At 72.8% G+C, this 20,634-nt stretch carries 16 protein-coding genes and 1 tRNA gene; 9 read left to right on the top strand and 8 right to left on the bottom strand.

The window, feature by feature from the left end:
• Positions 1 to 86 precede the first annotated feature (86 nt).
• The 5 genes from O7542_RS00650 to argS all read right to left on the bottom strand — a co-directional run bounded on the left by O7542_RS00650 (position 87) and on the right by argS (position 9,140).
• Positions 87 to 3,332, bottom strand: coding sequence for an efflux RND transporter permease subunit (locus O7542_RS00650; RefSeq protein ID WP_281605568.1), 3,246 nt, complete (start codon positions 3,330 to 3,332; stop codon positions 87 to 89).
• Positions 3,333 to 3,621: 289 nt separating this feature from the next.
• The gene (gene thrC, locus O7542_RS00645) at positions 3,622 to 4,671 is read right to left on the bottom strand and encodes a threonine synthase (RefSeq protein WP_043328624.1); all 1,050 of its coding nucleotides are present in this window, start codon (positions 4,669 to 4,671) and stop codon (positions 3,622 to 3,624) included.
• A gap of 112 nt (positions 4,672 to 4,783) precedes the next feature.
• Positions 4,784 to 6,088 carry a homoserine dehydrogenase gene (locus O7542_RS00640; protein WP_281605567.1) on the bottom strand — a complete coding sequence of 435 codons (1,305 nt, stop codon included), beginning with the start codon at positions 6,086 to 6,088 and terminating at the stop codon, positions 4,784 to 4,786.
• Complete coding sequence (gene lysA / locus O7542_RS00635) at positions 6,085 to 7,470, bottom strand: diaminopimelate decarboxylase (protein ID WP_043328622.1); 1,386 nt, start codon at positions 7,468 to 7,470, stop codon at positions 6,085 to 6,087. The genes O7542_RS00640 and lysA overlap by 4 nt, the downstream gene beginning before the upstream one ends.
• Positions 7,471 to 7,472: 2 nt before the next feature.
• Positions 7,473 to 9,140, bottom strand: coding sequence for an arginine--tRNA ligase (argS, locus tag O7542_RS00630; protein WP_043328621.1), 1,668 nt, complete (start codon positions 9,138 to 9,140; stop codon positions 7,473 to 7,475).
• A 99-nt stretch (positions 9,141 to 9,239) separates the two neighbouring features.
• Between argS and O7542_RS00625 the strand changes: the two genes are divergently transcribed.
• The 5 genes from O7542_RS00625 to O7542_RS00605 all read left to right on the top strand — a co-directional run bounded on the left by O7542_RS00625 (position 9,240) and on the right by O7542_RS00605 (position 13,607).
• Complete coding sequence (locus tag O7542_RS00625) at positions 9,240 to 10,076, top strand: DUF3105 domain-containing protein (RefSeq protein WP_043328620.1); 837 nt, start codon at positions 9,240 to 9,242, stop codon at positions 10,074 to 10,076.
• Between the two features lie 13 nt (positions 10,077 to 10,089).
• Positions 10,090 to 10,764, top strand: a complete 675-nt coding sequence (locus O7542_RS00620) for a DUF305 domain-containing protein (RefSeq protein ID WP_043328618.1) — start codon at positions 10,090 to 10,092, stop codon at positions 10,762 to 10,764.
• A gap of 862 nt (positions 10,765 to 11,626) precedes the next feature.
• Positions 11,627 to 12,322: a winged helix-turn-helix domain-containing protein gene (locus tag O7542_RS00615; protein WP_064447847.1), complete on the top strand. Its 696-nt coding sequence runs from the start codon at positions 11,627 to 11,629 to the stop codon at positions 12,320 to 12,322.
• A gap of 75 nt (positions 12,323 to 12,397) precedes the next feature.
• A tRNA-Arg gene (locus tag O7542_RS00610) sits at positions 12,398 to 12,472 on the top strand.
• Positions 12,473 to 12,632: 160 nt separating this feature from the next.
• On the top strand, positions 12,633 to 13,607 hold the full coding sequence (locus O7542_RS00605; RefSeq protein WP_281605566.1) for a hypothetical protein: 975 nt from the start codon (positions 12,633 to 12,635) through the stop codon (positions 13,605 to 13,607).
• A 95-nt stretch (positions 13,608 to 13,702) separates the two neighbouring features.
• Here the strand turns inward: O7542_RS00605 and ligD are convergent, their stop codons facing one another.
• The gene (ligD, locus tag O7542_RS00600) at positions 13,703 to 14,662 is read right to left on the bottom strand and encodes a non-homologous end-joining DNA ligase (RefSeq protein WP_104114537.1); all 960 of its coding nucleotides are present in this window, start codon (positions 14,660 to 14,662) and stop codon (positions 13,703 to 13,705) included.
• Between the two features lie 91 nt (positions 14,663 to 14,753).
• Here ligD and O7542_RS00595 point away from each other — a divergent pair, with 91 nt between their 5' ends.
• From O7542_RS00595 to O7542_RS00585, 3 genes are all read left to right on the top strand, one after another.
• Positions 14,754 to 15,155, top strand: a complete 402-nt coding sequence (locus O7542_RS00595) for a helix-turn-helix domain-containing protein (protein ID WP_043328596.1) — start codon at positions 14,754 to 14,756, stop codon at positions 15,153 to 15,155.
• Positions 15,156 to 15,247: 92 nt separating this feature from the next.
• A complete protein-coding gene (locus O7542_RS00590) occupies positions 15,248 to 15,793 on the top strand; it encodes a TetR/AcrR family transcriptional regulator (RefSeq protein WP_043328594.1) in 546 nt (181 codons plus the stop codon).
• Positions 15,794 to 15,821: 28 nt separating this feature from the next.
• Positions 15,822 to 18,002 carry an MMPL family transporter gene (locus O7542_RS00585; RefSeq protein WP_281605565.1) on the top strand — a complete coding sequence of 727 codons (2,181 nt, stop codon included), beginning with the start codon at positions 15,822 to 15,824 and terminating at the stop codon, positions 18,000 to 18,002.
• Positions 18,003 to 18,037: 35 nt separating this feature from the next.
• Here the strand turns inward: O7542_RS00585 and O7542_RS00580 are convergent, their stop codons facing one another.
• Entirely contained in the window at positions 18,038 to 19,294 is a 1,257-nt protein-coding gene (locus O7542_RS00580; protein WP_064447850.1) for an erythromycin esterase family protein, read from the bottom strand.
• A 159-nt stretch (positions 19,295 to 19,453) separates the two neighbouring features.
• Here O7542_RS00580 and O7542_RS00575 point away from each other — a divergent pair, with 159 nt between their 5' ends.
• Complete coding sequence (locus tag O7542_RS00575) at positions 19,454 to 19,651, top strand: DUF2795 domain-containing protein (protein ID WP_043328589.1); 198 nt, start codon at positions 19,454 to 19,456, stop codon at positions 19,649 to 19,651.
• A gap of 59 nt (positions 19,652 to 19,710) precedes the next feature.
• Here the strand turns inward: O7542_RS00575 and O7542_RS00570 are convergent, their stop codons facing one another.
• Positions 19,711 to 20,607 (bottom strand): Gfo/Idh/MocA family oxidoreductase, encoded by an 897-nt coding sequence (locus O7542_RS00570; RefSeq protein WP_281605564.1) that lies wholly within the window; start codon positions 20,605 to 20,607, stop codon positions 19,711 to 19,713.
• Positions 20,608 to 20,634 lie beyond the last annotated feature (27 nt).

Genomic DNA, 20,634 nt, shown 5'->3' with positions numbered 1-20,634 from the left:
CTCACCGAGCGTACCGCCGGATGCGCTTCTGGTGTGTCCCGTGCGCCGAGGTGTCGGGAGGGGCCGGGCGGGCCCCTCCCGACCCGTCACTCGGTGGGGGGAAGCGGGGAACGGCGGCTCTTGGGCAGGCGGAGCACCTCGAACTGGTCCGTACCGTCGATCAGCGCGCCCGACGGGCGGGCCGGTGGCGGCGCGACCTGAGCCCGCTCCTCGACGCGCTCCTCGCCGCCGCCGACCGGCACCGACACCGGATCGGCCGCCGGCTCCGGCTCGACCGGCGCCGCCGCGCCCCGGCGCCGGGCCCGGAACGAGCCCTTGGTGTGCTCCACCATCGTGTAGAGCGTCGGCACCAGCACCAGCGTCAACAACGTCGAGCTGAGCAGGCCGCCGATCACCACGATCGCCAGCGGCTTGGAGATGAAGCCGCCCTCACCGGTCAGGCCGAGCGCCATCGGCAGCAACGCGAAGATCGTCGCGACGGCTGTCATCAGGATCGGCCGCAGCCGGCGCCGGCCGCCCTCCACCACGGCCTCGGTCACGTCCATGCCCTGCGCCCGGTACTGGTTGATCAGATCCAGCAGCACGATCGCGTTCGTCACCACGATGCCGACGAGCATGAGCACGCCGATCAGCGCCGGCACGCCCAGCGGCGTCCCGGTGACCAGCAGCAGCCCGATCGCCCCGGTCGCCGCGAACGGCACCGAGATCAGCAGGATCAGCGCCTGGGTGAGGCTGCGGAACGTGGCCACCATGATCAGGAAGACGATCGCGATGGCGGCCAGCACCGCGAGCCCGAGGTCCGCGAACGCGTCCGCCTGGTCGGCGCTGACGCCGCCGATCTCGTACGTGGCGCCCGGCACGTCCAGCGCGTCCAGCCGCTTCTGCAGCTCCTGCGTGGTGGCGCCGAGGTTCGAGCCGGTCGCGGTGCCGGTGACCGAGACGCTGCGCTCGCCGTCGATCCGGGTCACCTGCTGCGGGCCCTCGACCTGGTTGACGTCCGCGATCGCATCCAGTGGCACCGCGCCGACCGGCAGCGCCCGCAGCTCCGCCACGGTCAGCGGCGGCCGGGCACCGCTGCTCAGGACCACGGTCTGGGCCGTGCCGTCGAGCGTGACCTGGCCCAGCGGCGCACCCCGGTACACCTGCGCGACGAGCTGCCCGACGGCCGCCTCGGTGAGCCCGGCGCGGGCCGCGGCGACCCGGTCCACAGTCACCTCGACGCGGGGCACCCGCGTGGCCAGGCTGCTGGTGACGTCCTCCACGCCCGGCGTGTCGGCCATCGCGGCACGTACCGCCTCGGCCGCACGGGTCAGCGTCTCCTGGTCGGCGGCCTGCACCACCACCTCGACCTGGTTGGCCGAGGCGTTCTGCCCGCCGCCGAACGTCAGCTCGCCCACCTCCGGGCCGAGCGCGTCGAACTCCTTGCGCAGGCCCTGGCGTACCGTCGCGGCGTCGGTGTCGTCGGAGAGCGACAGCGACCAGGTGGCCCGGTCGCTGCCGCCGCCGGCGAACGGGTTGTCGCCACCACCGGCGCTGACCTGGTAGGTCTCCACCCCGGGGGTACGCCGCAGCACCTCCTCGATCCGCGCGGCGGCCCGGTCGGTGCCGGCGAGCGAGGTGCCGGCCGGCATCTCCTGCCGGATGGCGAGCGTGTCCTGGCCCGAGTCGTCCAGGAAGTTCGTCTCCAGCTTCTGTGCCAGCCCGAACGTGCCCAGGAGCACCAGCAGGCCCAGGCCGACGGTCGCCCACCGGGTCTTCCGGGAGCGGGTGGCGAAGTCGATCACCGGCAGGTACGCCCGCTGCAGCGGGTTGCGCAGCTCCTTCTCCTCGGCCTCCCGCCGGGCCGCGGCGTCGTCGGCGCCGCCGCGCGGCCGCAGGAACCAGTACGCCAGCACCGGGATGACAGTGAGCGACACCAGCAGCGAGGCGAGCAGCGCCACCGTCACGGTGATCGCGAACGGGGCGAAGAGCTGCCCGACGAAGCCGCCCACCAGGGCGATCGGCGCGAACACGGCGACAGTGGTGAGCGTGGACGCGGTCACCGCGCCGGCCACCTCGCGGACCGCGGTGAGAATCGCGTCCCGCTTCGGCTCGCCGTACTCCAGGTGCCGTTTGATGTTCTCCAGCACCACGATGGAGTCGTCCACCACCCGGCCCACCGCGATGGTCAGCGCGCCCAGGGTGAGCAGGTTGAGCGAGTAGTCGCCGGACCAGAGCACGATCAGCGCGACCAGCACCGACAGCGGGATGGACACCGCGGTGACCACCGTGGAACGCACCGACAGCAGGAACACCAGGATCACCACGACCGCCATGACCAGGCCCAGCAGGCCCTCGGTGGTCAGGCTCTCGATGGACTTCTCGACGAACGGGGCCTGGTCGAAGACCACTGTCAGCTCGGCGCCCGCGGCGTCACCCAGCTCGTCCAGCCGGTCCCGGATCTCGTGCGAGATCTCCACCGCGTTGCCGTCCGGAGCGGCCGTCACCGCGATGCCCAGGCTGGGCTTGCCGTTGGTACGGGTCAACGAGGTCGCCGGGGCGAGCTGCTGCTCCACCGCTGCGACGTCGGCGAGGCGTACCGGGGCGGCGGGCGCAGTGGTGAGCACGATGCCGCGCAGGTCGTCGAGCGTCCGGATCGGCGTGCCCACCTGCACCGGCAGCGACCGGTCGCCGTCGGCGAGCGCGCCCGCCGGCACCGCCACACCGTTGCTCTTGAGCGCCGACGCGATGGCGGTCGGCGCCACCCGGGCGGCGGCGAGCTTCGCCGGGTCCGGCGTGATCGTCACGATCTGGTCCCGGGCGCCGGTGACGTCCACCGACCGGACGCCGTCCAGCGCCTCCAGCTCCGGCACGACGGCGGTACGCAGCTTCTCGGCCAGCGCCCGCTCGTCGCCGTCACCGGTCGCGGCGACCACCACGGCGGGCAGGTCGTCGGTGCTGCCGGCGATCACCTGCGGGTCGACGCCCTCGGGCAACTGGGCGCCGATCCGGTTGAGCGCGGTCTCCATCTTGTTGACCACGTCGTCCAGGTCGGTGCCGAACTCGTACTGCACCTGGACCGTGGCCGAGCCCTCGCGCGAGGTCGAGGTGACCGTGTCCAGGCCCGGGATGCCCTTGAGGCTGTTCTCGATCGGCTCGGCGACCTGGGCTTCGACGATCTCCGGCGCGGCGCCCGGGTACGTCGCCACGATGAACGCGGCGGGAAACTCCAGCGACGGCAGGAGCTGCTGCTTCAGCGACGGCACGGCGAACAGCCCGAACGCCGTCGTCACCAACGCGACGAGGGCGATCAGGCCCCGGTTGGCGAGACTGAATCTGGCGAGCAGCGACATCGGCGTTACTCACTCCTGAAGAGGGGGTTTGCGGGGCCCTGAGTCTGCCGCACGGCCCGACACTCCCGGCATCCGCCCCAGCCGATGACATTGCCGTGCTTGAGGGTCGCCCGCACCCGCCTTGATCGACTCCACTTCGCCGAAGTGGTTGCAACCCGCCCACCCTGATCCCGCCACGTCCCCGAGCTGGAGTCGATCAAGGACGGGGATACCGCCACCTCCCCGAACTGGCATGGGTCGAGCGCGGAGGGCGCCGGCCGGTCCGGGAACACCGCGGGAGACGGAGGGATCAGACCAGGTCGAGGGAGCGCGCGGCGGCCAGCGCGTCGTTGGCGATCGTCACCGGCGCGGGCGCGGTCGAGATGGCCCACTCCGGGTCCTTCAGACCGTGCCCGGTGACCGTGCAGACCACCCGCGACCCGGCCGGCACCTTGCCGGCGGCGGCCTGCTGGAGCAGACCGGCGACGCTGGCCGCGCTGCCCAGCTCCACGAAGACGCCCACCTCGCGGGCCAGCAGCCGGTACGCCGACAGGATCTCCCGGTCGGTGACGGCGGAGATCAGGCCGCCGGAGGCGTCCCGCGCGTCGAGGGCCTTGGTCCAGCTCGCCGGGTTGCCGATCCGGATGGCGGTGGCGATCGTGGACGGCTCCGGCACCACCTGGCCGGTGACGATGGGGGCCGCGCCGGCGGCCTGGAAGCCGTACATCCGGGGGGCCTTCGTGGCGTTGCCGTCGCGCAGGTCCTCGGAGTAGCCCATCCAGTACGCGGTGATGTTGCCGGCGTTGCCGACCGGCAGGCAGTGGATGTCGGGCGCGTCGCCGAGCGCCTCGACGATCTCGAAGGCGGCGGTCTTCTGGCCGTGCAGCCGGTCGATGTTGACGGAGTTGACCAGCGCGACCGGGTAGTCCTGGGCGAGCTTGCCGGCCAGCCCGAGGCAGTCGTCGAAGTTGCCCTGCACCTGGAGCAGCTTCGCGCCGTGCACGAGCGCCTGGGCCAGCTTGCCCAGCGCGATCTTGCCCTGCGGCACCAGCACCGCGCAGGTGATCCCGGCGCGGGCCGCGTACGCGGCGGCGGAAGCGCTGGTGTTGCCGGTGGACGCGCAGATGATCGCCTTGTCACCGGCCTCGACGGCCTTGGAGACGGCGACCGTCATGCCCCGGTCCTTGAACGAGCCGGTCGGGTTGGCCCCTTCGACCTTGAGCCAGACGTCCGCGCCGACCCGGGCGGAGAGCACCGGCGCCGGCAGCAGCGGCGTGTTGCCCTCGTGCAGGGTGACGACGGGAGTCGCGTCGGTGACCGGCAGCCGGTCCCGGTACGCCTCGATCAGTCCCCGCCACATGTCGCGCTCCTCGCCTCTGTCGCCCCGCTCCGGGGCCTGCCAACAGCGTGGACCAGCCTGCCCGGCCGGCCACCGGCACACCCTGCCTTAACCATCAGGCGGGACGCGCCGGTTACGCGCCGCCCTCCACCCGCAGCACGCTCGTCACCGAGCGGACGATGTCCAGTCCGCGCAGCTCACGGACGGTGGCCGCGAGCGCGGCGTCGGGCGCGACGTGGGTGACGATAACCAGTTCCGCGTCGCCGCCGGCCGGGCCCTGCCGCACCGTGGCGATGGACACCTCGTGCCGGGCGAAGACCCCCGCAACCCCGGCCAGCACACCCGGGCGGTCGGCCACGTCGAGGCTGATGTGGTAGCGGGTGAGCGCCTCGCCCATCGGCCGCACCGACAGGTCGGCGTACGCGGACTCGCTGGCCGCGCGTACCCCGGCGAGACGGTTGCGGGCCACCGCCACCACGTCGCCGAGCACCGCGCTGGCGGTGGGCGCGCCACCGGCGCCCCGGCCGTAGAACATGAGCTGCCCGGCCGCGTCGGCCTCGACGAACACCGCGTTGAACGCGTCGCCGACGCTGGCGAGCGGGTGGGTCAGCGGGATCATCGCCGGGTGCACCCGGACGTTCACCGTCTCCCGGCCCTCCGGGTCGACGCCCCGGGCGGCGATGCAGAGCAGCTTGATCGTGCAGCCCATGGCCTTGGCGCTGGCCACGTCGGCGGCGGTCACCTCGGTGATGCCCTCGCGGTGCACGTCGGCGGCGGTCACCCGGGTGTGGAACGCCAGCGAGGCGAGGATGGCGGCCTTGGCGGCGGCGTCGAAGCCCTCCACGTCGGCCGTCGGGTCCGCCTCGGCGTACCCCAGCTCGGTGGCCTCCTCCAGCGCCTCGGCGAAGCCGGCGCCGGTGGCGTCCATGGCGGAGAGGATGAAGTTGGTGGTGCCGTTCACGATGCCGGTGACCCGGGTGATCCGGTCACCGTGCAGCGACTCGCGCAGCGGGCGCAGCAGCGGGATCGCCCCGGCGACGCTCGCCTCGTAGTAGAGGTCGGCGCCGCCCTCGGCGGCGGCGCCGTGCAGCGTCGCGCCGTCCTCGGCGAGCAGCGCCTTGTTGGCGGTGACCACGCTCTTGCCCGCGCGCAGCGCCTCGACGAGCCAGCCGCGGGCCGGCTCGATGCCGCCGACCACCTCGACCACCACGTCCACGTCGTCGCGTTTGATCAGCCCGAGCGCGTCGGTGGTGAACAGCGCCGGGTCGACCGGCAGGTCGCCGCGGTCACGGCCGAGCCGGCGTACGGCGATCCCGGCGATCTCCAGCGGGGCGCCGATCCGGGCGGCGAGGTCGGCCGACTGCTCGTGCAGCAGTCGGACCACGTCGCTACCGACCGTGCCACAGCCGAGCAGCGCCAAGCGAACCGGTGAGGTCATCCCACATCCAATGCCAGCAGGTCGTCTTCGGTCTCCCGGCGGACGATCAGCCGCGCCCGACCGTCACGGACGGCGACGACCGGGGGCCGCGGGACATGGTTGTAGTTGCTGGCCATGCTCCGGCAGTACGCCCCGGTGCCGGGCACCGCAACAAGATCTCCGGGCTGCACGTCGGCGGGCAGAAATTCATCCTTCACCACGATGTCCCCGGACTCACAATGCTTTCCCACCACGCGGGCGAGCATCGGCTGCGCCGTCGACGTGCGGTTCGCCATCGTGGCCGAGTACGAGGCGTCGTAGAGCGCGGTACGGATGTTGTCGCTCATCCCCCCGTCCACGCTCACGTAGGTGCGCAGGCCGTCCACGTCCTTCACGGTCCCGGCCTGGTAGAGCGTGAACACGGCCGGGCCGACGATCGCGCGGCCCGGCTCGACCGACAGGTGCGGCACGGCGAGGTTCTCCGCCGCGCACTCCCCGTCGACGATCTTGCGCAGGCGCTTCGCCAGGTCGTGCGGCGACGCCGGGTCGTCCTGGGTGGTGTACGCGATGCCGAAGCCGCCGCCCAGGTCCAGCTCGGGCAGCTCCACGCCGCGGGCGTCGCGGATCTGCGACTGGAGCGCGAGCACCCGGCGGGCGGACACCTCGAAGCCGCTGGCGTCGAAGATCTGCGAGCCGATGTGCGAGTGCAGGCCGCGCAGCTCCAGCACGTCCTCGTCGAGGATCTTGAACGCGGCCGCGGCGGCGGCGCCGCCGGCGAGCGAGAAGCCGAACTTCTGGTCCTCGTGCGCGGTGGCGATGAACTCGTGGGTGTGCGCCTCCACGCCGACGGTGACCCGGACCAGCACCTTCGGGCGTACCCCGCGTTCACGGGCCAGCTCGGAGAGCCGGTCGATCTCGGTGAACGAGTCGACGATGATCCGCCCCACCCCGGCGTCGACCGCCCGGGTCAGCTCGGCGACCGACTTGTTGTTGCCGTGGAAGCCGATCCGCTCCGCCGGCATCCCGGCCGACAGCGCGGTGGCCAGCTCACCGCCGGTGCAGACGTCGAGGAACAGGCCCTCCTCGGCGATCATCCGGACCACCGCGCGGCACAGGAAGGCCTTGCCGGCGTAGTAGACGTCCGCGTCTGGGAAGGCCGCGCGGAACTCGCGGCAGCGCTCGCGCAGGTCGTCCTCGTCCAGCACGTACGCCGGGGTGCCGTACTCGGCGGCCAGGTCGCGGACGTCCAGGCCCGCGACGGTCAGCGCGCCGGCCGGGCCGCGCACCACGTTGCGCGGCCACAGCTGCGGCACCAGGGCGTTGACGTCGACCGGGGTACGCAGCCAGGCCGGCCCCCGGCTGCCGATCTCGCCGTGCAGCGCTCCTGCCTCATGCGCCCGCATGACTACATCCGCTCCGGCGCGGACACCCCGAGCAGGCGCAGGCCGTTGGCGATGACCACCCGGGTCGCGTCGTTGAGCCAGAGCCGCGCCCGGTGGGTGTCGGTGATCTTCTCGTCGCCCTGCGGGGCGATCCGGCAGTTGTCGTAGAACCGGTGGTACGCCTGCGCGACGCTCTCCTCCAGGTAGCGCGCCACCCGGTGCGGCTCCCGCAGCTCGGCGGCGGTGGCCACCACCGCCGGGAACTCGGCGAGCGCCTTGAGCAGCTCGTTCTCCTTGTCGTGGCCGAGCAGCTCGGGCTGGAACGCGGCGGCGTCACCCCGGGTCAGCCCGATCTCGGCCGCGTTGCGGGCCACCCCGGCGGTACGCGCCGCGACGTACTGGACGTAGTAGACCGGGTTGTCGTTCTTCGCCCGGGTCCACAGCTCCACGTCGATGTCGATGGGCGAGTCGGCCGAGTAGCGGGCCAGCGCGTACCGGGCCGCGTCCACGCCGATCGCGTCGACCAGGTCCTCCAGCGTGACCACGGTGCCGGCCCGCTTGCTCATCCGCACCGGGGCGCCGTCGCGGACCAGGTTGACCAGCTGGCCGATGAGGATCTCCAGGTTGCGCGCCGGGTCGTCGCCGAAGCAGGCCGACATCGCCTTCATCCGGCCGATGTAGCCGTGGTGGTCGGCGCCCAGCATGATCACGACCCGGTCGAAGCCGCGCTCCCGCTTGTTCAGGTAGTAGGCGCAGTCGGCGGCGAAGTACGTCCACTCGCCGTTGGACTTGCGCAGCACCCGGTCCTTGTCGTCACCGAACTCGGTGGTGCGCAGCCAGGTCGCGCCCTCGGACTCGAAGACGTGCCCCTGCTCCCGCAGCCGGGCCAGCGCCGCGTCCAGCGCGCCCTGGTCGTGCAGGTCCTTCTCGTTGAAGTAGGTGTCGAACTCCACACCGAAGTCGCGCAGCGAGGACTTGATCTCGGCGAACATGAGCTGGACGCCCTCGGTCCGGAAGACCTCCTCGGCGGCGTCCGGGGTGAGGTCGAGCACGTCCGGCCGGCGGCGGACCACCTCGGCGGCGATCTCCGCGATGTACGCGCCGCCGTAGCCGTCCTCCGGCGCGGGCTGGCCCTGCGCGGCGGCCAGCAGCGAGCGGGCGAACCGGTCGATCTGGGAGCCGGCGTCGTTGAAGTAGTACTCCGTGCCGACGTCGGCGCCGGTGGCGCGCAGCAGTCGGCTGAGCGCGTCACCGACGGCCGCCCAGCGGACCCCGCCGATGTGCACCGGGCCGGTCGGGTTCGCCGAGACGAACTCCAGGTTGATCCGCTGCCCGGCGAGGGTGTCGCTGCTCCCGTACGCCGGGCCGGCCTCGACGATGAGCTTGGCGAGCTGACCGGCGGCGGCCGCGTCGAGGCGGACGTTCAGGAAGCCCGGCCCGGCGATCTCCACCGACTTGACCCCCGGCGCCTTGGCCAGCTCGTCGGCCAGCGCGGTCGCCAGTTCCCGCGGGGGTACGCCCACCTTCTTGCTGAGCTGGAGCGCCAGCGTCGAGGCGTAGTCGCCGTGATCCGGGTTACGGGGTCGCTCGACGGTGGTCTGCGCGGGCAGCGCGGCGCGGTCCAGCCCGCGCTCGTCGAAGACGGCGTGGGCTGCGGCGAGGACGACCTCGGCGAGTTCTGCGGGAGTCACTGATCCATGTTATCGGGGGTAGACTCGGGCACCGCGGCGGCGACCCAGCATGTGAACCGGCCCCGCGGTCCCCCTGACCGACCGACCTGACGAGGCACGATGAGCATCAGCACCCCGGGCGGCCCGGAGCGCCGTCCCACCGTGGTCAGCACCGGCAAGAAGCCGGCCGCCGGCCGGCCCGCGGCTGCCGACAAGCCAGCCGCGAAGGCCGGCGCGGGCAAGGCCGGGGGCGGCAAGGGCACGCCACGGCCCGGTGCCGGCGGCAAGGGCCGCAAGCCGATCGCCCCGGTGAAGGTGAGCCAGGGTCGCTCGTGGGGCCCGATCGCCCTGTTCGTCGCGGTCGGCGTGCTGGCCGTGGGCATCATCGGCGTCGGCGCCTGGGCGGTCTACCAGGGCGGCCAGCCGTGGGAGAAGCGGGCCCAGGCGATCAACGGCATCGTCGACTACCGCGAGAAGGACAAGGACCTGGTCAAGGGCGGCAACCACCAGCCCGGCGCGATCAAGTACGACGTCCTCCCGCCGGTCGGCGGCCCGCACAACCAGGCCTGGCAGAACTGCATGGGTGACGTCTACGACGCCCCGATCGCCAACGAGCACGCGGTGCACAGCCTGGAGCACGGCACGGTGTGGATCACCTACCGCCCGGACCTGCCCGCCGACCAGGTGGAGAAGCTCAAGAGCAAGGTGCAGGGCAAGGAGAAGCTGATGCTCAGCCCGTTCGAGGGGCTGGACAAGCCGATCTCGCTGCAGGCCTGGGGCTACCAGCTCAAGGTCGACAACGCCGACGACGGCCGCATCGACGACTTCATCAAGACGCTGCGCGTGAACGCCTCCATCGAGGGCCCGAACGCGCTCTGCGACCAGGGCGTCACGGCCACCGGCACCGCTCCGCGCGACAACCTGCAGAACACCATGCCCCAGCAGCCCACCCAGTAAGGACGACGCCGCGATGACCGCTCCGGTGACCACCGACAGCGAGCTGGACGAGGCTCCGGCCGCCGACCAGGGCGGCCGGGGCGCGATGCGCCGTTACGGCCTGCCGGCGGTGGTCGCCGCCCTCGTGGTCGGGCTGCTCCTCGGGTACGCCGGCGGTCTGCTCACCCCCACGCTCACCCGGCCGGGTGAGAACTCGGCGGAGGCCGGGTTCGCCCGGGACATGACCGCCCACCACAACCAGGCCGTGGCCATGGGGCTGCTCGCGTTCAACCAGGGGCAGGACCCTGAGGTACGCCAGGTCGGCGTGGACATCGCCACCGGCCAGCAGGGCGAGATCGGCACCATGCAGACCTGGCTGCGGTCCTGGAAGCTGGACCCGACCGGCGGGCAGGCGCCGATGGCGTGGATGAAGGACGGCGGCGGGCTGATCAAGGACGGCCTGATGCCGGGCATGGCCACGCCGGAGGAGATGGCGAAGCTGCGCGCCGCGAGCGGCCGCGAGTTCGACGTGCTCTTCCTGCAGATGATGATCCGCCACCACATCGGCGGCGTGCACATGATCGACGGCATCCTCGAGCAGGGGCGTGACGACGACGTGCTGGCGGTCGCGCAGGTCATGAAGAACACGCAGCAGAACGACCTGACCAACCTGAGCGCGGCGCTGAAGCGCCTGGGCGGCACCCCGTAACACCACCCGCCACCCCGCACGCTCCCCGAGGCCCGGTCCCCTTCCCAGGGGCACCGGGCCTCCCCCGTCCCGCCCTCACCCGCCCGCCCGCCCGCCCGCCCGCCCGCCCCGGCGATCTTGCAGTTACTGCCCCGGCCATGCCGGATTCGCCCCGTTACGCGAGGGCCGCAAGTGCAAGATCGCGGGAGGATGGGCGAGGACGGCCCGGGTCGGCCCGACAGGGCATCCTCGCCCGCCCCTCGCGCGTCCGTGCTTCCGGTCGGTGCTTGATCCACTCCAGCTCGGGGAGGTGGCGTTATCCCCGCCCTTGATCGACACCAGTTCGGGGAGGTGGCGGGGTCAAGGTGGGTGGGATGCAACCACTTCGGCGAGGTGGAGTGGATCAGGAGCAGGGTGATGTGCTCGGGCAGGCGGGCCGGTCGAGGTAGGACGGGGTGGGACGGGGTGGCCGTGCCGAGGGTCGGCTGGTGGCCGAAGGCCGGCCCGACCGGGCACCCCGCCCGCCTCGCGTACCCCCGCTTCCGGTTCGGAGCTTGATCGACACCAGCTCGGGGAAGTGGCGGCATCCCTGCCCTTGATCCACTCCAGCTCGGGGAGGTGGCGAGATCAGGGTGGGTGGGATGCAGCCACTTCGGCGAGATGGAGTCGATCAAGGGTGGGCTCGTGGCCCGGGGTGATGTGTTCGAGGCAGGCGGGCCGGTCGAGGTGGGACGGAGAGGCCACGTCGAAGGTTGGGGCCGGGGGTGAGATGTCCCGGTTTGGGGGTTTGTAACGGTTTGGGGTTAACGGGTCATTGTGGGGGTTGGAGAGTTTTCTACCCACATATCGTGACCAGTTGCGATTCGGGCTCGTTGCCCAAGACGTGGGGGTTGCACTCAGAGACGCAGGGCGGTCGGTGACCAGCTGGTGCCGACGCCACACCATCGGCGGTGACGGAGCGGTGGCAGCCGTCCGTCGCGGACTGCGGCAGGGCGAGCCGGGAACGCTCAGCCGCGAACAGGAACTCGAACTCATCGACGTGCTCCGGGGGGTCCACCCCGACGAGTTCGGCCTCGACGAGGAGCTCTGGACACGGCAGAGCCTGACCGCCCTCATCGAGCGCCGGTTCGGGCTGGCGATGGACGCCGGCACCGTCGGGGCGTACCTGCGGGCCTGGGGTCTGGGGCCGCGCGAGCCGCGCGAGCGGGCCTGCGGCCTGTGCGTCAGCGCGGTCGAGCGGTGGGTACGCAGCGAGTACCCGACGATCACGCGGGCGGCCCAGGAGCACGCCGCCGAGGTCTACTGGATCGGCCGGGTACGCCTGCGCGGCACCATGCCCGCCGCCGACGTGGTCTCGGCGGTCTCGTCGCGGGGACGGGTGCGGTTCATGGTCACCACGCCGTCGGTGGATCCGCCGCTGCCCCGGGACTTCGTGCTGCGGCTCAGCGGCGCCGAGGAGCGCACGGTGCACCTGATCGTGGACGGCTCGTGGCCGCGCAACGAATGGCCCCGTCGGCTGCCCCGGCGCGTCGTGCTGCATCCGCTGCCGAGCTGTGGTCGCGCCGTCGCCGCCGCCTGATCCGACGAAGATCGACTCGCGGGGTACCGATTCGGTGATCCGGGAGGGGGTTTGCTACTCTTCTCGGGTCGCTGAGCCCCCGTAGCTCAGGGGATAGAGCACCGCCCTCCGGAGGCGGGAGCGCAGGTTCGAATCCTGCCGGGGGCACCAGATCAGATCACCGCAAGGCCCTTGACCAGCCCGGTCAGGGGCCTTCGTCGTATCCGCGGCGTGCTGAGCAGTTGTCCCCGAATTCGGGGATGGGCAGGTCACGAGCTGGCTAACCTCGCGGTGAACGGGTCGAACCCCAGCACCTGCGAAGGTGAGCCAGTTGCCCGAGACTCCGTTGACCAACCGCCCCAAGATGCACACGGGCGTACCCTCCTCGCTGACCACCGCGCACCGATCGGTGATGCGCGCCGTCGCCGTCGCGGACGCCCCTTGCGGGCTGTGGTTCCTCGAAGCGGTGGCCGCGCACACCGGCACCACGTCGGACGAGCGGATCGACGCGACGGTGGAGGAGCTGATCGTGCGCGGGTTCCTCGTCGACACCGCCGCCGGGCTGCGGCTGTCTTCCATCGCGTTGCGCGACGACGTACTGCGGGACATCCCGCCCTCGGTGCGGCAGGCGCTGCGCGAGGCGGCGGCCGAGGTGCTCGCCGACGCCGGGCGCCCGGCCCAGGCGGCCCGGCAGCTGCTGCGGGTCCTGCCGGCGGTGAGCCGGTCCGCCTCGGCGCTGGCCGCGCGGCTGGCGGTCGACCCGGCGGTCGGTCCCAGCCTGGCCGCTGATCTGCTGCTGGCCGCCCCCGCGCCCGGGGCGGCGGAGGCGCGCCTGGCCTGGCTGGTCGACGTCGCCGACAACCTCTACCTGGCGGGCCGGGTGGACGAGACGCTGCGGATGCTGCACCGGGAGGTCGCCGCCGACCGGTACGGGCCACGTCAGCGGGCGATGCTGCTCGGGCGGCTCGGCGCCTACTACGCGACCCAGCGTCCCTCGCTGTCCCTGACGTACCTCGGGCGGGCGCTGAACCAGGAGCTGGACGTCGCGGGGCGGAGCTGGACGCTCACCATGCTGGCGTCGCTGGCGGCCCGGTTCGGGCACCCCGACGCCGCCGAGCTGGTGGCGGCGGCCCAGCGGGCGCACGAGCGCAGCCCCTCCCCCGGCGGCGCCATCCGGCTGGCCCTGGCGAACGCGGCCCGCGCAACCGCCTGCGGCGACCTGCCCCGCGCCGCGCGGATCCTGCGGGAGGTGGACGCGGGCGAGCCCGCCGCCCGGCCACCGAGACCCGCCCGATCTGGACGATGATCGTCACCTGGGCCCTGGCCGTGGTGCTCATCGCGTTCACCTGGGGCAAGCACCCGCCGGCGGCGAGGACCGGGCGGCGCTGACGCGGACCGGGCTCACCCGGCCTCGCGGCGGGCCTTGGCGCGTCGCTTGCCCTCGTGCATCGCCTGCACCCGGGCCACCGGGATGGTCCGTCCCTGCTCGACCAGGTCCGCCGGCAGCCGCTGCGGCGCGGGTAGCGCCTCCGCCCAGGGATCCCGGTCGCCCAGCAGCGCGGGCACGGTCCGCACGGTGAAGTCGGCCGGGCTCGCGCTCTCCAGGTCGGTCCAGCCCACCGGGTACGACACCGGGGCGCCGGGCCGGATCCGGGGACTGTAGGCGGCCACCACAGTCGCCCCGTACGCCCGGGTGGAGTCGACGAAGACGCGGCCGCCGCGGTCGGCGACGATGAACGCGGTGGTCGCGGCCGCCGGGTCGAGCCGTTCGGTACGGACGGCGAGCGCCCGGGTCGCGGCGGCGGCCTCCTCCGCCGTGGTGGCCGGGTCGACCGGCACGATCACGTGCAGCCCTTTCGCCCCGCTCGTCTTCACCGCGCCGGCCAGCCCGGCGTCGGCGAGCGCCTGCCGGACCAGCAGCGCGACCCGCACGGCGGCCGGGAACGAGTCGCCCTCCGGCGGGTCGAGGTCGAGCACCAGGTGGGTCGGGTGCTCGGGCTGCGCGGCCCGGCCGAGCGTCGGGTGGTACTCGACGGCCCGCTGGTTGGCGAACCAGAGCAGCGTCCGCCGGTCATCGCAGAGGGCGTACGAAATGCGCCGGCGCGACGCCTCGGCCCACACCTCGGTACGGCGCACCCAGTCGGGCGTGTACTTCGGCAGGTTCTTCTGCATGAACGGCTCCTGGCCGGGCCGCACCCGCAGCACCGACAGCGGCCGGTCCCGCAGTTCCGGCAGGATCCGGTCAGCCATCGCGTCGAGGTAGTCGACCAGGTCGCGTTTGGTCGCCCCGGCGCCGTCGAACAGCGGCTGGTCGAGGTTGGTCAGCGACACTCCGGCCCGGGTCTCGTCGGCGGCGCCCATCGGACCACCATCCCGGGCCGGGCCCGGCTCGGCAACCCCGACACGGTGCCCGGCGCGCGCCTCACCGACCGGCACCTGCGACGATCGGGGCGTGGGCGAGGCAGAGGCGGACCGGTGCGGATCGGGCGCGGCGGAGCAGGCGAGCGCCTGCACCGTGCGGGAGGCGCTGGACCGGGTGGGCGGGAAGTGGGCCATCGGCATCCTGATCGCCGCCTCGGCCGGCCCGGTCCGCTTCACCGAGCTGGAGCGCCGGGTGGAGGGGATCAGCCGCCGGATGCTCACGCTGACGCTGCGCAACCTGGAGCGGGACGGGCTGCTGGACCGGCACGTTCACCCCTGCGTGCCGCCGAAGGTCGAGTACACGGCCACCCCGATGGCCCGCGAGCTGTACGACTCGCTGGTGGCGCTGACCAGCTGGGCCGAACGGCACCGCGAGGCGATCAGCGCGGCCCGGGCCGAGTACGACCGTAGGCACGGCCACCCACCGGCCTGAACAACTGAAATCGCCCTTATGTGGCGAACACCACGCGCTCCATCTGACCGATCGGTCAGCACCTGACCGATCGGTCAGGCATGCTTGATGTCATGGCGCGCCCCACCCCGGCCACCCACGACGAGTTGCTCACCGCGGCGGCTCGGCGGTTCGCCGTCACCGGCTACAAGGGCACCTCACTCCAGGACATCGCCCGTGAGGTCGGCTGCTCCAAAGCCACAGTGCTCTACCACTTCGCCAGCAAGGACGCGCTGCTCGGCGAGCTGATGGCGCCGGCCATCGCGGTGCTGGAGGAACTCGACACCCGGATCGCCGAGCACACCGGCGCGGACGCCCAGCGCGTCGCGGCGGAGGGCTTCGTCGACCTGGCGGTCCGCTTCCGCCGCGAGATCGCGCTGCTCCGCGGCGAGTTCTCCGACCTGCTCCAGCAGCCCACGTTCATGCACATCCAGCAGATCTCCGAACGGCTGGTCGCGGCGTTCGCCGGCTTCTCCGACCGGCCCGAGGCCCGGGTCGCGGCGCTCGTCGTACTCGCCGGCATCGCCGAGACCTGCGGCGAGTTCCTGGACATCCCCGACGAACAGCTGCGACCCGCGCTGCTCGCCGTGGCGTACCGCGCGCTCGAAGTCTCCATCTGATCCGAACCTGCGAGGACAAGGAAGGTCCATGGCGACCCTGCTGTACCGGCTCGGCCGGGCATCTCTGCGCCGACGGCGACTCGTCGCCGTCATCTGGCTCGTCGTACTCGTCGGCCTCGGCCTGGCCGCGGCCACGCTGCGGGGCCCGACGGCGAGCAACTTCACCATGCCCGGCACCGAGTCGCAGAAGGCGATCGACCTGCTCGCCGACCGCTTCCCGGCGGCCAGCGGCGCCACCGGCACGATCGCTATCAAGGCGCCACAGGACGGCGCGCTCACCACGCCCGCCGGCCAGGGGTTGGTCAAGCAGGTCACGCAGGAGGCGGCCACGCTGCCCGGCGTGGTCGGCGCGGTCGACCCGTACCAGGCGCAGGCGCTCACCCCGGACGGCCGCTACGCGCTGATCCAGGTGCAGTTCGCCGGCGGGGTCGACGAGATCACCGACGAGCAGCGCGACGCGTACGAGAAGGTCGGCGAGCAGGCCGAGGCGCAGGGCTGGCAGATCGCCCCCGGCGGCGAGGTGCTGAACGCCGAGCCGGAGGTCGGCTCGACCGAGGCCATCGGCGTGCTGGTCGCGGCGATCGTCCTGGTGATCACGTTCGGCTCGCTCGTGGCGGCCGGGATGACCATGCTGAACGCGCTGATCGGCGTCGGCGTCGGCATGGCCGGTCTGTTCGCGCTCAGCGGCGCGGTCGAGCTGACCAGCACCGCGCCGATCCTGGCGCTGATGCTCGGCCTCGCGGTCGGCATCGACTACTCGCTTTTCATCACCTCCCGGCACCGGCAGAACCTCCTCGACGGGCTCTCCCCGGAGGAGGCGGTCGGCCGCGCGGTCGGCACCGCCGGCTCGGCTGTGGTCTTCGCCGGCGCCACGGTGGTGGTGGCGCTCGCCGGTCTGGCCGTGGTGGGCATCCCGTTCCTCACCGTGATGGGCCTGGCCGCGGCCGGCACCGTCACGATCGCCGTGCTGGTGGCGATCACGCTGGCCCCGGCGCTGCTCGGCTTCGCCGGCCACAAGGTGCTGCCGCGCAAGCTGCGTGACCGCAAGGCGGTCGAGGACCCGGCCACCGGCTCGGAGGACCGCACCGGCTTCGGCTTCCGCTGGGCGCGGTGGGTGACCAAGCTGCGCATCCCGGTGATCCTGGTCGGGCTGCTCGGCCTCGGCCTGCTCGCGATCCCGGCCCAGGACATGCGCCTGGCGCTGCCGGACGCCTCCGCCGCCGCCGAGGGCACCCCGGCCCGGGTCAGCAGCGACCTGATCCGGGAGGGCTTCGGCCCCGGCTTCACCGGCCGGCTCGCGGTCGTGGTGACCGCCGACTCGCCGCAGGCGACCCAGGCCGCCATCCCACAGGTCACCGCGCTGATCCAGAAGACCGACGGGGTGCTCGCGGTGGCCCCGCCGCAGGTCGACCCGTCGGGGCGTACCGCGCTGCTCGGCGTGATCCCGGAGAGCGGGCCGACCGACGAGGCCACCGAGACGGTGGTGCAGGACATCCGCAAGCAGGTCGCCGGCATCCAGAACGCCGACGTGCTGCTCACCGGCGTCACCGCGGTCGGCATCGACGTGTCCGAGAAGCTCTCCGACGCGCTGCCGGTCTACCTGCTGCTGGTGGTGGGCCTGTCGATCCTGCTGCTGATGCTGGTGTTCCGGTCGATCCTGGTGCCGGTCAAGGCGGCGCTGGGCTTCCTGCTCACCGTGGCGGCCACGTTCGGCATCACCGTGGCGGTGTTCCAGCAGGGCCACCTGGCCGACCTGGTCGGCCTGGACACCCCGGCCCCGCTGGTCAGCTTCCTGCCCATCCTGCTCATCGGCATCCTGTTCGGCCTGGCCATGGACTACGAGGTCTTCCTGGTCTCCCGGATGCGCGAGGACTTCGTGCACGGCGACACCGCGCAGCAGGCCACCATCAACGGCATGGGGCACGGCGCCCGGGTGGTCACCGCCGCCGCGCTCATCATGATCTCGGTGTTCGGCGGCTTCGTCTTCCTGGAGGACCCGATCATCAAGTCGATGGGCTTCGCGCTCGCGATCGGCGTCGCCATCGACGCGTTCGTGGTCCGGATGACCATCGTGCCGGCGGTCATGTCGCTGCTGAACAACGCCGCCTGGTGGCTGCCGCGCTGGCTGAACAAGATCCTGCCCAACGTGGACGTCGAGGGTGAGGGCCTGCGCGCCCACCTCGCCGAGAAGCAGCACGCCCAGGTGTGAGCCGTACCGGGTGGGGTCCGACGGGCCCCACCCGGTCACACCCCGGCCGGGTACGTCTCCATCTCGCCGGGCGTGACGTGCGCCGGCAGCGGGTGCAGCGCCGTGGTCTCGTCGCACCAGATGAACGCGTCGTAGCGCTCGCCCAGCCGGGTCGGCACGTAGTTGCCCCAGGACTCGAAGCTCGGGTCGTACACCACCCCGATGGCCCGGTGGTCCGCCTCGCCGGTCACCCACTCCGGCTGGTCGTCGCCGCCGAAGACCAGCACCGCCCGGTCCGGCATCAGCTCGTGCAGCCGGTGCTCCACCGAGCCCTTCCGGGCCGGCGGCACCACCATCGCCTCGGCCGGGGAACCCCAGCGCGGAGCGGCTATCACGCTGCCGCGCCAGCTCCCGAAGCCGATCAGCGCCACCGTGTCCCGGCCGTGCCGTTCCCGGCCCAACTGCCCGATGTTGACCATCCCGTCCGCCGCCATGTCGGTGGCCCGGGCGTCGCCGACGTGCGTGTTGTGCGCCCACACGATTCCCCGCGAGCCCGGCCCGTACCGGTCGAGCAGCCGGTCGAGCGTGTCGGCCATGTGGATGTCGCGCACGTTCCACGACTCGGGGCCGCCGCCGACCATGGCCCGGTAGTACCGCTCCGCGCCGGCCACCACCTCCGCGTTCTGCCAGGCCGAGAAGCGGTCCGGGCCGTCCGCGGCGGCCTGTTCCCGGGTACGCGCCAGCAGCCGGACCACCTCCTCCTCGCACCGGGCGGAGACGAACCGGCTGGCCATCGCGTACTCCTCGGGCCGCTTGCCGTACGGCTCGAAGCAGCGGTACGCCTCCTGCGCCGCCTCCAGCGAGGCCGGGTCCTCCTCGCCCAGGTAGTCGAAGATGGCCTGCATCGACTCCCAGAGGGAATACACGTCCAGCCCGTGGAAGCCGGCCCGTTCCCCCTCCGGGCGTTCCAGGTTCCACGCCCGCAGCCAGCGGCAGAAGCGGGCCACCTCGGCGTTCGCCCACATCCAGGTGGGCCAGCGTTCGAACCGTTCGAGCGCGACCAGCGGATCGGCGAGCCCGTCCGGCGCGCCGACCACCGACCGGTGCACCCGGTCGCAGTCCGGCCAGTCCCCCTCCACCGCCACGAAGTCGAACCCCTGCTCGGCGATGAGGCGCCGGGTCAACTGCTCCCGCAGCCGGTAGTAGTCGTAGCTGCCGTGCGTCGCCTCGCCGATCATCACCACGCGGGCGTCCCGGACGCGCTCCAGCAGCGGGTCGAAGTCGCTCGGCGCGCCGAGCCGCTGTACCAGCATGTCCGCGGCTACCCGGGGCCCGCCGGGGCAAACCGCCGCCGTCGAGTCGGGCGGCGGGCGTACGGCGGCGGCTGCGGCCCGGGTCGGCGGGGCGGGCGTAGCGGCGGACGCGGGCCCGGCTGGGGGCATGGCGCCGGGCTCATTGGGTAGCCGGGCGGCATGACCGTCACCGGCGCGCAGTTGCAGGAGTTCCTGGCCGGGCTGGACTACCCGGTCTCCCGGGAGGACCTGGTCCGCTGGGGCCAGGAGAACGGTGCCAGCACCGAGGCGCTGCAGGCGCTGCGGTCCCTGCCGGCCGAGGAGTTCCAGTCCCCCACCGAACTGGGCGAGGCGATCGTCACGCTGGCCGGCGCCTGACCTGCGGGTGTTAAGAGGGGCCCCTTCCTCTACCGGAGGCGTTAATAAGGGGCCCTTCCTTACAGCTCGACGGTGCGGCCCTGGGCGCGGGCGGTCTGCGCGGCGTCGAGCACGGCCACCACCTCGCGGCCGAACCGCACGTCGCAGCGGTGGTCGCGGGTGCCCGCGTCGACCTCTTCCAGCAGCTGGTCGAGCGCGGTGGAGAACGCCTGGAGCGCGCTGCCGTCGCCGGGCGGGACGGTCTCGGTGCCGTTCTCGCCGAAGAAGACGAAGTCCCGGGTGACCGCCTCGGACGGCGCGTCCAGGGTGAGCGAGAGCGAGCTGGTGGCGCCGCCGTCGTGGGTGAGCAGCAGGTGCACCAGGCCGCTCGGGCCGTCCATCGCGGCGACCTGGGTGACCCGGCCGAGCACCGGCAGGATCAGCGACAGCGCGTGCGGGCCGATGTCCCAGAGCGCGCCGCGCTCCCGCCGCCAGGTCGAGTCGCCGTACGGGTTCCCCGGCTGGAAGATCGACGCGAACATGGTGGCCCGGGCGTGCTGCCAGCCGCCGGCCGCGGCGGTCGAGGCGAGGAACCCGGTGACGTTCGGGTGGAAGCGCTGGGTGAAGAAGACCACCGAGGCCACACCGGACGCCTGGGCCGCGTCGACCACCCGGTCGGCGCCGGCGAGGTCGAGCGCCAACGGCTTGTCCAGCAGCAGGTGCCGCCCGGCGGTGGCGGCGCGGACGGCGATGTCGGCCTGCACGTCCGGCGGGAGCGCCACGGCGATCGCGTCGCACGCGTCGATCAGCGCGTCGACGTCGGTGAAGGCCGGTACGCCGTGCCGGGTGGCCAGTTCCTCCGCCTTGGCGGGGTTGCGCCCCCACACGCCGGCGAGGCGTGCCCGCGGGTGCGCCTCGATGGCCGCGGCGTGCGTCTGCGCCGCCCAGTAACCCGTGCCGAACAACCCGAACCGCACCCGGACCCCCTGCCGTCGACGTCCGCC

The sequence above is a fragment of the Micromonospora sp. WMMC264 genome (assembly GCF_027497275.1).
Taxonomy (GTDB): Bacteria; Actinomycetota; Actinomycetes; order Mycobacteriales; family Micromonosporaceae; genus Micromonospora; species Micromonospora chalcea.
The sequence above is the reverse complement of the archived record's forward strand: the minus strand, read 5'-3'. Positions and strand labels throughout refer to the sequence as shown.